Below are 14,487 nucleotides of genomic sequence, written 5' to 3' on the forward strand. Positions count from 1 at the left end.
TTTTTTTATACAAAAATATGTTTACTTTATTAAAATAATATTGTCCTAGATTCGGTATGCACTTATAATTTTATATATATTCTGAATATTCTTTATAAAGAAGGAGGGGGAATGTTGGAAACTTTCGTAAATTGGTTAAATAATATTGTTTGGAGTCCAGCACTTGTTTATTTATGTTTAGGAGTAGGTTTATATTTTTCTATTCGAACGAAGTTTTTACAAGTAAGGCACGTAGGAGAAATGGTGAAGCTGACATTTCAAGGAGAAAAATCAGAGGCTGGTGTTTCTTCATTCCAAGCGTTAGCACTTTCGTTATCAGGACGTGTTGGGACAGGGAATATCGCTGGGGTAGCAACAGCGGTTGCATTCGGTGGACCAGGAGCTGTATTTTGGATGTGGGCAGTAGCCTTTTTAGGGGCAGGATCAGCTTATGTTGAATCAACACTCGCGCAAATATATAAGACGAAACATCAAGGGCAGTTTCGTGGTGGACCTGCTTATTACATCGAAAAAGGTCTAGGAGTTAAATGGTATGCTTTAGTATTCGTTGCAGCGACAATTCTTGCAACAGGGCTTTTATTACCAGGTGTGCAAGCAAATAGTATTGCTGTAAGTTTAGAAACGGCTTTTGGTATTAATACTACCGTATCAGGGGCTATATTGGTTGTTGTATTAGCTCTTATCATTTTTGGTGGAGTAAAGCGAATTGTTAACGTAGCGCAAGTTGTCGTACCCTTTATGGCAATAGGCTATATTTTAGTAGCCTGCGTCATTGTTGCTATGAATATTGAAAAATTGCCAGAAGCATTTATGTTAATTATAAGAAGTGCTTTTGCATTAGAGGCGGCTTTCGGTGGTATTATCGGTTTGGCAATTTCTTGGGGAGTAAAACGTGGTATTTATTCCAATGAAGCAGGGCAAGGAACCGGACCACATGCAGCAGCAGCTGCTGAAGTATCACATCCAGCTAAACAAGGTTTAGTGCAAGCATTTTCCGTTTACATTGATACATTATTTGTTTGTTCAGCAACAGCATTTATGATGATTATTACAGGCATGTATAACGTATTTGATGCAAGCGGAAAAAACTTTATCGTAAATAAATTAAATGGTGCACAGCCAGGGCCGGGATATACACAGGCAGCAGTAGAATCTGTTTTCCCTGGATTTGGAAACGGTTTCGTTGCAATCTCGTTATTATTCTTCGCGTTTACAACAATTATGGCGTATTACTACATTGCAGAAACGAATATCGCGTACTTAAATCGTGATAAAGATCGCCCTTGGATGTCTATGGTACTAAAGTTTGTATTTTTAGGAGCTGTATTCTACGGCTGTATAAAAACAGCAGCAACGGCTTGGGCTTTAGGCGACATTGGGGTAGGAATTATGGCATGGGTAAATATCATTGCGATTTTACTATTACAAAAACCTGCATTAGTCGCATTAAAGGATTATGAAAAACAGAAAAAAGAAGGAAAAGATCCAGTATTCGATCCAGGGCCATTAGGAATTAAAAATGCTGATTTTTGGGAGCATGAATACGGGAAAGATAAGAAAGAAGAAGTATCTTAACAGAATAGAAATGAAGAAGCAAAGGGGAAACTCTTTGCTTTTTTTTATGGACAAATTGAAGCTAAAAGTTATTTTTGGGACTATTTTTGAATATAAAAAGAATGTACATGCATTGTTAGGGGAAGGGGGAGTATGTTGATAGAATTTCGTAATGTAAATAAATATTATGGTAACTTTCAAGTTTTGAAAAATATTAATGTGCAAGTGAAAAAAGGCGAAGTGGTAGTAGTTGTCGGGCCTTCAGGATCAGGAAAAAGTACATTGCTTCGATGTATAAATCAATTAGAGGCAATTACAGATGGAGAATTAATTGTACAAAATACAGAGGTACACAATAAAAAAACGGACATGAATGAATTGCGGCGAAATATTGGGATGGTCTTTCAACATTTTTATTTATACCCACATAAAACAGTTCTGCAAAATATTACATTAGCACCGATTAAAGTAAATAAAGTTTCCAAAGAAGAAGCAGAGAAAACAGCAATGCTTTATTTAGAGAAAGTAGGAATCCCAGAGAAGGCTAATGTATATCCGCATCAATTATCCGGAGGACAACAACAAAGGGTAGCAATTGCTAGAGGACTTGCGATGCAGCCGGAAATTATGCTGTTTGATGAGCCTACGTCTGCTCTTGATCCAGAGATGATTGGAGAGGTACTTGATGTTATGAAGGCCCTGGCTAAAGAAGGGATGACGATGGTTGTCGTTACACATGAAATGGGATTTGCTAGAGAGGTAGCAGATAGGATCTTATTTATGGATGATGGTCAAATTATTGAAGATACAACACCGGCGCACTTTTTTGCAAACCCTGAACAAGAAAGAGCTCGTTTATTTTTAAGTCGGGTGCTAAATCATTAGAGGAGGAATTTCATGCTTAAAATGAAAAAATTATTTACTTTAATCGTATTTTCATGTTTATTCGTGCTTGTTGTTGCTGGTTGCGGAAGTAAGAAAGATGAGGCAAAGGAAACAAATACGAAGCAAGGCGGGGCTGTTGAGCAAATTAAGAAACGAGGGAAATTAGTAGTTGGGGTGAAGAATGATACGAATTTATTTGGATTAAAAAATCCTTCAACAGGGCAGGTAGAAGGATTCGATGTTGATGTCGCGAAGGCACTTGCGAAAAAGATTCTTGGAGATGAAAAGAAGCTAGAGCTGAAAGAAGTAACGTCTAAAACACGTATTCCAATGCTGAAAAATGGTGATATTGATGCAATTATTGCAACAATGACAATTACGGAAGAACGCAAAAAAGAAGTGGATTTTTCAGATGTATATTTTAAAGCAGGACAATCGTTACTTGTGAAAAAAGGAAGCAATATTAAGAGTGTCGATGATATAAAACAAGGCGTTAAAGTATTAGCTGTAAAAGGGTCAACATCTACAAATAACATTCGTCAAAAGTCACCAGAAGCGACTGTATTAGAGTTTGAAAATTATAGTGAGGCATTTACAGCGTTAAAGGCAGGTAAAGGTGATGTGTTAACGACAGATAATGCGATCCTTTACGGAATGGCAAAACAAGATTCTAATTATGAAGTAGTAGGAAAAATTTTCACAGATGAACCGTATGGAATTGCAGTGCAAAAAGGGGCAGATGATTTAACGAAAGAGATTAATACTTTAATTAAAGACATGAAAGCAAGCGGAGAGTATGACAAATTATATGAGAAATGGATTGGACAAAAACCAGAAAAGTAGATAGTAAAAGTGAGAGGATGAGAGTACTCATCCTCTTCTTGTAAAGAAAGAGGGGAGAATATGTGCCTGATTTTTCTATATTAACGAATAACATTGATATGTATTTAGAAGGATTTAAATATACAGTTATGTCTAGTGTAATTGCATTGATAGGTAGTTTTATTTTAGGAGTAATTTTGGCAGTAATGCGTATTGCACCTATTCGTATTTTAAATTGGATAGGATCAGCTTTTGTGGAGTTTGTAAGAAATATTCCACTCGTATTAATTGCATTTATATTCTATTTTGCTTTACCTGTAATAGGAATTACTTTAAATGGTTTTGTAGCAGGAACAGTTACGCTTACGGTATATACGGCAGCTTTTATTGCAGAAGTAATTCGCGCTGGTATTTTATCAGTTGCGAAAGGGCAAATGGAAGCTGCTCGCTCTTCAGGGCTAACGTATGTGCAGGCGATGTATTATGTTGTCTTACCACAAGCTGTGAAAATTGTAATTCCCCCTTTAGGAAACCAGTTTCTCAATTTAGTTAAAAACTCCTCAATACTTGGAATCATTGCTGGTGCTGATTTAATGTATCAAGGAGATTTAATTTCAACGAAGACGTTTGTTACGTTTGATGTTTATATATTTGTCGGGATGTTTTATTTAATATTAACAATTCCGCTCAGTATGCTAGTGCGTTATTTAGAAAAACGCTTAGCAAAGGAGGCGGTGTAAATGGATTTCAAGGGAGCAATTACAGGAGATCATATTCTATTTTTATTAAAAGGATTACTTATAACATTAGAGGTAGCGCTCATAGCAATTGTACTTAGTTTTATTATTGGAAGTGTAATCGGTATATTGCGCTACACGAAAATACCTGTCGTCTCACAAATATTAGGAGTTATAGTTGAAGTGATTCGAAACTTACCACTACTGTTAATTATATTTTTCACGTATTTTGCACTTCCAGAAGCAGGCTTGAAATTAGAAATTATAACAGCTGCAATTGTTGCTTTAACAATATTTGAGGCAGCAATGATATCTGAAATTGTTAGAAGTGGTTTATTGTCTATTGAAAAAGGGCAGGTTGAAGCCGCAAGATCTTCGGGATTAACTTATGTGCAAGCGCTGTGGCATATTATTTTGCCACAAGCATTAAGGAGAATGGTTCCGCCGCTTGTCAGTCAATTTATTTCATTGCTGAAGGATACGTCGCTAGCGGTTGTTATATCACTCCCTGAGCTTATGCATAATGCTCAAATTATTAGCGGGCAAAATGTGAATTACATGATTCCAACATTTATATTAGTAGCTTGTATGTACTTTATCGTAAATTATAGTTTATCAATTTTATCGAGAAGATTAGAACTTCGTTGACTCTTACAATATATGTAAGAGTTTTTTTCCTTGTTTCTCCTTATTTTCCTCTAAATAGAATCTAAATCTTGCAATAATTCGATTTTTATATTATTTTATCAGAAAAGTTTTAATTTTATATAGAAAATGTAATCGCTTTCGTGTATATTTTTATTATCAGAAAATTTTAACAAGATATAGGGGTATTGGTAGGGGGAGGATTTAGATGCAGCAACCAACGAATGAGAAATTACATCGCACGATGAAGAGTAGACATTTATTTATGATCGCACTTGGTGGTGTAATCGGAACTGGTTTTTTCTTAGGTTCAGGTTACACTATTAATCAGGCTGGACCAGGGGGAGCCATCCTTTCATATTTAGTAGGCGGATTTATTATGTATTTAACAATGCTTTGTCTTGGAGAGTTAACGGTAGCTATGCCGGTTTCAGGATCTTTCCAAAAGTATGCAACGAAGTTTATTGGACCAGGAACGGGCTTTATGATTGGCTGGTTATACTGGCTTGGCTGGGCAGTAACAGTGGGGCTAGAATTAACGTCAATCGGTTTAATGATGAAAAGATGGTTTCCAAATGTTGATGTTTGGGTATGGTGCCTTGTATTCGGTGTTATTTTATATGCTTCAAACGCAATTTCGGCAAAAAGTTATGCTGAATTAGAATTTTGGTTTTCTAGTATTAAAGTAATTACAATCCTTGCATTTGTCGTTCTTGGTGGTAGTGCATTATTAGGATTTATATCATATGACGGAAAAGAAGCAGCACCTCTTTTCTCTAACTTTGTAAGCGATGGTGGGCTTTTCCCGAATGGACTAGCTGTCGTACTACTTACAATGATTACAGTTAACTTCTCATTCCAAGGAACAGAGTTAATCGGAATTGCAGCGGGAGAAAGTGAAAATCCAGAAAAAACAATTCCACGTGCGATCCGTAATACAGTATGGCGCATTATGTTATTCTTCATTTTAACAATGACAATTTTAGTAGGATTAATTTCTTGGAAAGAAGCAGGCGTAATTGAAAGTCCATTCGTAGTCGTATTTGATAAAATTGGTATTCCATACGCAGCTGATATTATGAACTTCGTTATTATTACTGCGTTATTATCTGTAGCGAACTCTGGATTATATGCAGCGACGCGTATACTATGGTCACTTGCAAATGAGGGAATGGCACCAACTTCCTTCCAGAAAGTAAATAAGCGTGGTATTCCAATTACAGCGCTAGTCGTAACGATTGCGGTAGCTGGATTATCTCTATTCACAAGTTTCCTTGCAGAAGATACAGTATACATGTATTTATTATCGATAGCTGGTTTATCGGCTGTTTCAAGTTGGATCATTATTGCTCTATCGCAACTTCGCTTTAGAAGTCAGTATATAAAAGGCGGGGGAAAGTTAGAGGACTTAAAGTATAGAACACCACTATACCCGATTGTTCCAATTTTAGCTTTAATTACAAATAGCATCGTTGTTATTAGTTTAGCGTTTATTCCTGAACAAAGAATGGCGTTATACTGTGGTATTCCATTTATCATTTTCTGCTATATATATTATTATATTAGTAAGAAACGGCAGAAACCGATGAAAGTGGAGATGGAAAAAACAAATGAAACTAACAATCAAACACGATGATATAGAAGCAGATTTATTGTATGGTCAATTAGCGATTGGAAAAGAAAACGGTTATTCACCGTTACAATTACTCGTTTCTTCTATCGCAGGGTGTAGTGCAATTGTCTTTCGAACGATTTTAGAAAAGAAACGTATTCCATACGATACGTTTACAATCGAAACTGAAATTGGTAGAAGTGAAGCGTTATCGAAGCCAGTTGAAAGTGTTCATTTGCACTATAAAATTAAAGCGCAAAATATTACAGAAGAGCAGCTGGACAAGGCGCTGCAACTTGCAGTGAAAAATTGTACGATTGTTCAATCTGTAAAAGATAGTATAAAGGTTACGGAAACAATTGAACTAATAAAATGAAACATAAAAACGTGAGAATACGGCTCTCACGTTTTTATGTTTTTAATAAAGGGGGAAATATGATGGAATGTTTAGGGTGTAAATTAGCAGGCGGAGAGGAAATTATATATAAAATATATGAAGATGATTATGTAACTTGCTTTTTAGATCATGCGCCTTTCTACCCAGGACATACTTTAATTGTGCCAAAGCAACATGTTGTAGAAGTAGATGAATTAAATGATGTTGTAGCAAAATCCGTTATGGATGCTTCTAAGCTTATTGCAAAAGCGATTAAGATAGTATATAAACCTGACGGAGTTACAGTTTGTCAAAATGGTGGAGTATTTAACGAGTTAACACATTATCATATGCATGTCGTACCAAGATATAAAGAGCGTTCGTTTGCTGAGTTTTATATGGTACAACCAGCAGAAAAGCAGAATCATAACTTGGAAGAGACAAAGAATTTGTTAAAAGAAGCGATAGAGCAAATACTGCATATTGAAAAGGTGTAAAAGAATTTTTCTTAGAGATACAGTCAGGAAAATTGTAATATTAAAAAGCCCAATTTCTCAGTTACAATAGAGAAATTGGGCTTTTGTTTATTCTATTATTAAATTTTATCTATAAAAAGATTTTGCAGTGTCACAAAGTACAGTGCTCATTCGTTATATAGAGTGAGAGGAGGAATTATATGAAAGTTACAAACAACGATTATGAAAAGATGGAAGAGCTATATGAGTTGTATGAACAAAAAATTTATTATGTAGCTTATTCTATTTTAAATAATATTCAACAGGCTGAAGATGCGGTTCAAGAGACGTTTATTACTCTTTATAAGAACTTGGAAAAGCTCCATAGCTTGGCTACTCAAGAGCTTAAACGCTATATTTTGAGGATCGCGAAAAACAAGGCGATTGATAGTTACCGGAAAAATAAACGACATGAAACATTTTTAGAAGAATATGAAAGAGAATCAATAGAAGCAGTAGATGAAAATATTGAAGAGTGGGAAAAACGTAAAATGTCTGAGGTTCAAATTGATACATTGCTAAAAGAGTTAAATGAATCTAACAGACAGGTGTTTAAGTACAAAGTCTTCTATAACTTAACGTATCAAGAAATTTCAAGTGTAATGGGGATTACGGAGGCTAATGTCCGCAAGCAGTTTGAACGCGCTCGAAAACGAGTCCAAAATATGATAGGAGGTATACAACATGACGAATTCAAAGAACTCCAAAGAAATATATGAACTTGCTGAAAAAATTGCTTTAGATGATTTTGATAAATCCGAAGAACAACATGAATTTTCACATACATATACGCGCAAAAAGAAACTGTTTATGGAGGAAATGAAGCTGAAGGGCGAACGACCACAGAAAAAGAGTAAAAGACATCGTATGTTAATCGCTGCTGCCTGCTTATTGATTGGTATGCCGACAACCGTTTTTGGTGCAGTAAAAGTCTATAATATGATTGTTCAAAAACAAAATTATGAAGTAAATGTGTCGGTAACAAATAAGGACACGAAAAAGGCTGATAAGTGGTATAAGCTGAAAATTGATAAATTACCAGAAAATATGGAAGCAATTGATGACTCTGCTATGAAATATTCATTTAAAGATAACGACGCAAATGGAGGCTTTTCATTTAGTCTTTGGAGAGTAGGGGAAAATGCGGACTTTCAAACTTTATATTCAAAAAGCTACGAAGAAAAAGAGATAGGTGGCAAGAAAGCAGTAATTGTTCATAAAGAAACTGGAAACAACAATGTAATGTTTGATAGGAAGGTCTTTCTCTTTTTTGAGAAAGAAGGGATTATGTTAGAAAGTTTTATTGGATCAGATATAAATGAAGAACAAATGATAGATGTCTTAGGGAATATTTCACTTGAGCCCACGTCAAAAGAAAAGGCATCACATATATCAAATTATGATAAAAAGTATTTTAGCCAAGCAGATGAACCTAAAAAATCTAAAGTGATTCCTTTGAAAAAAGATAGCAAACGACTATTTCATATAGGGCAAAAGGTTCCAGTAACGATATCTATGGATAACAGCCAAATTGAATATATGATAGAAAAAGTTGAAGTTTTTGATTCGATTAAAGATTTTAAACAAGAGAACTTTAATGAACTTGGCCTAGGGATATTAAGCAAGAAGAAGGCTTTAGATCAGACGGGAAAACTGCTATCGTACAGACGGGATGTATATAAATTAGGGAATGGTAAAGATTCAATTGATACATTAGTAGATTCGCAATTAGTTAATGTTAAATTTGTCTACTTGACAACAACAGTGAGAAATATTGGTAAACAGGCGACAGAAGAAATCTATATGCATCCATCCATAAAGCAGCTTAAATTTGAAGGGAATGCATGGAAATACGCTAAAGAAGAGGGAATGGATGCAACGCGTATTATGACGGGAGAAGTTGATTATTTAGAGCCTCACGGAGATGGGAAAAGCTTCTACAATATTGGCAGTATCCGACCAGGAGAAACGGTAAAAATTAACTTAGGTTACTTTGTAGATGAAGATAAACTAGATTCAATCTTTTTGGATGCTTTCCATTACAGAGGGAATGGAAGTACTGAAAATATGAATGCGTCATATCGTTGGTGGATTGATATTCGTCAACAGTCAAAACGATAGGAACAAATACACAAAAAGCTGCTTATATTTAGCAGCTTCTTAGTCTTCATACATATGTAAAACTTCTTTTGCACGCATACGTAAACCATCTATCAATTCTATCGGTTCTAAAACTTTTGCATCTTTTCCGAGTCTATAAAATAAAGGAGTAATAAAATTGATTTCTCCTTTATCAATTGTTGAATGTATATATCCTGTCCCGTTTTCGTTTGTTACAACGAATTCTTCAAGGTAAGGCACGCTTTTACATTGGCGTACGCCTTCTGTTGACAGTAAAACATGTAACTGAGTAGGATTATGTACTACGTGAGAGTTAGAGGCAAACCACTCTTCTAAATTCATGAATGTATCTTCATTTTCTTCCGTTGATAATATAGAAAGAATACGATCGACGCGATACAGTAATGTTTTTTCTACATTAAAATCATAAGCAGGTAAATACCATAAACCATCATGCGCATATACACCGATAGGATGAACGTGTTTTGTTTTGATCCCCGATTTAGATTCGTATTGAAAGTGTAAATTTTTATTTTCAATAGCCGCTGTTAACACTTCGTTTAAAAGTGGTGTCTCAATTGTTCTTTTCGGATTCCAAAAGGCGATATAAGAACGTATTTTGTCAACTTTAGCTTTCGCATCATGTTGTAGGGAGCTATATAGTTTATGTGTAACGGAATTTATTTCTGTGTTAAAAGGCAAGTCTCTGTAGTAGCTTAAAGATTGAAAGGCAAAAAAGATGGAGACTGCTTCTTCTTCGGTAAATAAAATAGGTGGAATTACTCTATTCGTTAATACTTTATATCCTCCGTTGCGACCTTGTTCAGCGTAAATGGGTAATCCCATATCACTTAAATCTAAAATGTATCTATGGACAGTACGAACAGAAATATTAAATTCATCAGCTATTTCTTGCGCTGTAAATGCTTTTTTCGCAGAAGCAAATATAAGAATATCTAATAAGCGTTTAGCTTTTGACAAATGTATCACCTTTTTTCTTTTTAAACATGACATAAATTGTCTTGTTTTATTGTTAGTATATTGTTTACAGCATAATGTTATCAAGATGAGATGTAAGGAGGAAAAAATATGTCACGTGAAATAGTTTTATTTATTGCGGCGAGCTTAGATGGATATATTGCGAAAGAAGATGATGATTTACAGTGGTTAATGGAAACCGAAGGGGAGGGAGATAACGGTTATACAGAAATGTACGAAACGATTGATACAATAATTATGGGAAAAAGAACGTACGATTATGTAGTAGAGCATACAGAAACATTCCCGTACTTAGATAAAAAATGTTATGTTTTTTCTAATTCAGAAAAAGGTTCAAACGGAAACGTGGAGTTTGTAAATGAAGATGTAGTAGAGTTTACAAAAAGGTTAAAATCGCAAGAAGGATCTAAAATATGGATGGTCGGTGGAGGGAATCTACTGAGAGAATTCTTTAAGAATAATCTAATTGATGAATATGTTGTCACGATTACCCCTCACATATTAGGTTCTGGAGTTCCGTTATTTCAAGATAAGAATCCGGAAATTAATTTAACTTTAACGGATACGAAACGTTTTGGGCAATTTGTAAATTTATATTATAAAGTAAAATGATAAAGAAACACGACTACTGATGGTAGTCGTGTTTCTTTATAGATGGCAATGAAATGATAAAGCAAGACCCGTAATCGACTTCGCTCGTTACAGTAATATTTCCGTCGTGTAGTTCTACAATTTCTTTTACGATAGATAGCCCTAAACCAGTTCCGCCTGTAGATCGTGTTCTTGCTTTATCGACACGGTAAAAGCGGTCAAAAATGTGAGGGAGGTCTTCAGGTGGAATACCTTCGCCTTCATCTTCAATTGTAATGGAGATACGTTTATGTTCTTCTGTAATAGAAATGTTTATATGAGAATGTTCTTTTGAATGTCTATAAGCGTTATTTAAAATGTTTACTATAACTTGTTCAAATCGTTGTTCATCTAAGTTTACTAGCAGTGTAGGAGGACAAGAGAAAGAAACCTTAATATATCTTTCTTTATACATGGCGTTTACTTTTTCAGCTATGCGAGTAAAGAAGGTGTGTAAATGCACTTCCTTTACTTGAATAGAAAAGTTATGTTGTTCCATTTGTGCAAGTGAAAATAAATCTTGAACTAAGTTTGTAATGTAATCAGACTCATCTTTTATAATAGATAAATATCGTAAACGTTGCTCAGGAGAGGTGCTTTCTTTTAATGCAATGTCTGCATAACCTCTTACGTATGTTAACGGTGTTCGTAATTCGTGAGCAACACTTGCTAGAAATTCACTTCGCTCTGTTTTCATATAATGTAGATCATTTGCGAGCGTCTGAATAGATGATGCTAGTTCACCAATTTCATCATTTCGAGTAGTTGTTAATGAAACGGACAAATCACCTTTACTCATTTTTTCAGTGGCATGTTTCATGTGTAACAATGGTTTTGTTAATAATCGAGATAATAGAAAAATGGTGATGACTGTTAGTAGAAATGTGATGATACCGGCAATAATGAATTGTTTCGTTAACCCATTAACCAGCTCTTCAATTGATTCTGTTCCAAGAAACATGTACACATAGCCTTCATGTTTTCCATCTACTACAATGGGGCTAACTGTACATATATAATTAGATGTTTTCCAATGATTTTCTATAATCGCTCCGTTATGGTCTGTTCGAGTTTGCATTTTACTAATATGATCGTTTATAGTCGTGTTTATTTCGTTAGATTTAGCTAGCACTTCTTTATTTGTATTTGTAATAACGACAGTTGTTTCAGCTTCAGATTCCATTAATGCTACGTGAGAGATGGTTTGCTCATCGTAATATTTTTCAAGTACATCTCGATGACTATTTCCTCGCTTTAATAAAGCTATCATTTCTTCATTTACTCTAGTGTTTACAAGACTATAATAGAGCAAAATAAAGAGAACACTTTCAATTAAAAGTGTAACAATTAAAAAATAAAATCCGAATTGAATTGAAATTCGTTTCATCGTTTTGCTCCTTACTGTTCAGTATCAACCCATCGATAACCTACTCCATACACGGTTTTTAAATGATGATCAATAGGGAAATTTGCTTTTCGCAATTTATCACGTAAATTACGAATATGCGAATCGACTGTGCGATCTTCTGTATTTGTGTTTAATCCCCAAATTCGTTCGATGAGCTGATCACGGTTTAATACGTAGTTCACATGGCGTAAAAATAATCCGAGTAAAGAAAATTCAATTGGTGTGAGAAGGAGTTCTTCACTATGGACAGAAACGAAGTGTTTTGTTTCATCCCATACAATACCGTGATATTGGATTTGTTTATGTTCATTTGTACGTCTTAAAACGGCTTCAATTCTTGCGAAAAGTTCTTCTTCATGGAAAGGTTTCGTTACGTAATCATCGGCTCCAAGTTTTAATCCTTGAACGACATCTACTGTTTGATCACGAGCTGTAACCATAATAATAGGAATGTTACTAAAAGATCGGATTTTTTTGCACGTTTCCCATCCGTCCATCTTTGGCATCATAATATCGAGTAAAACAAATTTAAAGTTTCGATTTTCTATATGTAAAATAGCCTCTTCTCCTGAAGTCGCACATACGCAGTTATATCCAATTGGGGTAAGATAAAGCGTTAATAATTCAAGCATTCTCGGTTCATCGTCTACGAGCAGTATATCAATCATAGAGAGCCCTCCATATTTATAATCGTTACTTAAAGTGTAATGCAAAATCATGAAGAAATGGTGCAGATTATGATGTGTCTGCATAATTTCTTCAGAATTGCTTGTTATTGTGGAGTTGAAATTACATTTTAGGTAATCATATTGGCTCAAAAATGATTAATACGGAGGCGGTATAGTGAAAAAAATGACCCGAATTTTTGGGATAACAATAATTACAGCAGTTGGTCTTGCTGCATGCGGACAAACGAATACAGACCATAAAAACCATGAATCTACAAAAGAGAAGAAAACAGAGCAAAAGGAAATGAAAATGAATCAGGAAGTAACCGAGCCAAAAGAAATGAACGAAGGGGCATCGAATAATTTATTAACGACAAGTTTAAAAAATGTGACGAGGTTAAATACAAATGATCCCCTGCAAATGGCAGTGTTAACTTCGCAAACGATATGGCCAGCAACCCATAAAGAGAACCAGCCAGGTGCTGTTATTTTAGTACCAGCAAGCGAGTGGCAATTAGGTATTGCGAGTGCAGACTTTATTCATCATCCGAATAACGGACCGATTTTATTTATAGAAAAAGAAAAGATACCGGAAATGACGTTAAAAGAAATAAAACGATTAAATCCAATCGGAACGAAAGATGGAACACAAATTATGGTGATGGGGGATGTAGGTACTAGCGCGCTTGAACAATTAAAAGGTTATAAAGTAAAACAAATAAAAGAAACGGACCCAGCTATATTTGCGAAAGATGTTGATAAGGAGTATGCCGATATAACAGGAAGCTACCCAAATAGTGTTATTATCGGTTCGTCTGCAGAAGAAGGACGTTTATATACAATACCCGCTGTAAACTGGATTTCTCATATGCCGGAACCACTACTCTATACAAAAAAGAATAAAGTGCCAGAAGCGACAATAGAGGCATTAAAAATGAGAAAAGATAAAGCAAATATATATGTATTAGGGCCAGAAAAAATTGTTTCAAAAGAAGTAGAAAAAGAGTTAAGCAAATACGGGAAAGTAACGCGTATTAGTGGAGAGACCCCTACAGAAAACTCGATTGCGTTCGCTAAATTTAAAGATGAAAAAACAAAATTTGGCTGGGGATTCACAAAACCTGGTCACGGTGTGTCATTTGTTTCAAGCAAAACACCAGATTTAGCAGTTGCTGGGGCACCTTTTTCACATATGGGTAAACACGCACCTGTTGTCTTGTTAGAAGAAGGGAAAGCTTCACAACCAGTGTATGACTTCCTTGCTACTATTCAGCCGAAGTTTAAAGATGATCCAACACTTGGACCATATAATCATGGCTTCTTATTAGGAAGTACGAGTGATATTTCATTTGAAACACAAGGAATACTAGATGAGAGGTTAGAAATTGTTCAGGAAAGTGGTCAAGGACATGGTGGACATTAATGAAATGAGCAAAGACGCTACTGATATAGCGTCTTTTTCTTTAGGAAACTTTTACATAGTAAAAAATCTTCTACTCGTTATATAATAGCTTT

Annotated in this window: 15 protein-coding genes; 12 read left to right on the forward strand and 3 right to left on the reverse strand. The window is 35.0% G+C overall.

Annotation, left to right across the window (positions count from 1 at the left end; translation table 11 throughout):
• Positions 1-114 precede the first annotated feature (114 nt).
• The 10 genes from DN407_RS03275 (at position 115) to DN407_RS03325 (ending at position 9,267) form a co-directional block, all read left to right on the forward strand.
• A complete protein-coding gene (locus tag DN407_RS03275; RefSeq protein WP_033689169.1) occupies positions 115-1,575 on the forward strand; it encodes an alanine/glycine:cation symporter family protein in 1,461 nt (486 codons plus the stop codon).
• A gap of 132 nt (positions 1,576-1,707) precedes the next feature.
• Complete coding sequence (locus DN407_RS03285; RefSeq protein ID WP_044584131.1) at positions 1,708-2,439, forward strand: amino acid ABC transporter ATP-binding protein; 732 nt, start codon at positions 1,708-1,710, stop codon at positions 2,437-2,439.
• 12 nt (positions 2,440-2,451) lie between these two features.
• Complete coding sequence (gene glnH, locus DN407_RS03290; RefSeq protein ID WP_000916491.1) at positions 2,452-3,282, forward strand: glutamine ABC transporter substrate-binding protein GlnH; 831 nt, start codon at positions 2,452-2,454, stop codon at positions 3,280-3,282.
• A 62-nt stretch (positions 3,283-3,344) separates the two neighbouring features.
• Positions 3,345-4,001 (forward strand): amino acid ABC transporter permease, encoded by a 657-nt coding sequence (locus DN407_RS03295; RefSeq protein WP_001112667.1) that lies wholly within the window; start codon positions 3,345-3,347, stop codon positions 3,999-4,001.
• On the forward strand, positions 4,002-4,646 hold the full coding sequence (locus DN407_RS03300) for an amino acid ABC transporter permease (protein ID WP_000345955.1): 645 nt from the start codon (positions 4,002-4,004) through the stop codon (positions 4,644-4,646).
• A gap of 205 nt (positions 4,647-4,851) precedes the next feature.
• Positions 4,852-6,279: an amino acid permease gene (locus tag DN407_RS03305; protein ID WP_149216006.1), complete on the forward strand. Its 1,428-nt coding sequence runs from the start codon at positions 4,852-4,854 to the stop codon at positions 6,277-6,279.
• Entirely contained in the window at positions 6,254-6,631 is a 378-nt protein-coding gene (locus DN407_RS03310; protein WP_000778818.1) for an OsmC family protein, read from the forward strand. Before DN407_RS03305 ends, DN407_RS03310 begins: the two co-directional genes overlap by 26 nt.
• Positions 6,632-6,693: 62 nt before the next feature.
• Complete coding sequence (locus DN407_RS03315; RefSeq protein WP_000388959.1) at positions 6,694-7,128, forward strand: HIT family protein; 435 nt, start codon at positions 6,694-6,696, stop codon at positions 7,126-7,128.
• 179 nt (positions 7,129-7,307) lie between these two features.
• On the forward strand, positions 7,308-7,865 hold the full coding sequence (locus DN407_RS03320) for an RNA polymerase sigma factor (RefSeq protein ID WP_000869268.1): 558 nt from the start codon (positions 7,308-7,310) through the stop codon (positions 7,863-7,865).
• Positions 7,831-9,267 carry a DUF4367 domain-containing protein gene (locus tag DN407_RS03325; RefSeq protein ID WP_149216007.1) on the forward strand — a complete coding sequence of 479 codons (1,437 nt, stop codon included), beginning with the start codon at positions 7,831-7,833 and terminating at the stop codon, positions 9,265-9,267. The genes DN407_RS03320 and DN407_RS03325 overlap by 35 nt, the downstream gene beginning before the upstream one ends.
• A gap of 39 nt (positions 9,268-9,306) precedes the next feature.
• Here the strand turns inward: DN407_RS03325 and DN407_RS03330 are convergent, their stop codons facing one another.
• On the reverse strand, positions 9,307-10,281 hold the full coding sequence (locus tag DN407_RS03330) for a helix-turn-helix transcriptional regulator (RefSeq protein WP_149216008.1): 975 nt from the start codon (positions 10,279-10,281) through the stop codon (positions 9,307-9,309).
• Positions 10,282-10,356: 75 nt separating this feature from the next.
• On the opposite strand from DN407_RS03330, the gene DN407_RS03335 reads away from it, so the two are divergent.
• Positions 10,357-10,878 carry a dihydrofolate reductase family protein gene (locus tag DN407_RS03335; RefSeq protein WP_098522108.1) on the forward strand — a complete coding sequence of 174 codons (522 nt, stop codon included), beginning with the start codon at positions 10,357-10,359 and terminating at the stop codon, positions 10,876-10,878.
• Positions 10,879-10,891: 13 nt separating this feature from the next.
• Here DN407_RS03335 and DN407_RS03340 read toward each other — a convergent pair whose 3' ends face one another.
• Entirely contained in the window at positions 10,892-12,283 is a 1,392-nt protein-coding gene (locus tag DN407_RS03340) for a sensor histidine kinase (RefSeq protein ID WP_149216009.1), read from the reverse strand.
• Positions 12,284-12,294: 11 nt separating this feature from the next.
• Positions 12,295-12,972, reverse strand: a complete 678-nt coding sequence (locus tag DN407_RS03345; RefSeq protein WP_000565484.1) for a response regulator transcription factor — start codon at positions 12,970-12,972, stop codon at positions 12,295-12,297.
• A gap of 175 nt (positions 12,973-13,147) precedes the next feature.
• Here DN407_RS03345 and DN407_RS03350 point away from each other — a divergent pair, with 175 nt between their 5' ends.
• Positions 13,148-14,395, forward strand: coding sequence for a cell wall-binding repeat-containing protein (locus DN407_RS03350; RefSeq protein WP_149216010.1), 1,248 nt, complete (start codon positions 13,148-13,150; stop codon positions 14,393-14,395).
• The last annotated feature ends 92 nt before the right edge of the window (positions 14,396-14,487 follow it).

The sequence above is a fragment of the Bacillus sp. JAS24-2 genome (assembly GCF_008274905.1).
Lineage (GTDB): Bacteria > Bacillota > Bacilli > Bacillales > Bacillaceae_G > Bacillus_A > Bacillus_A cereus.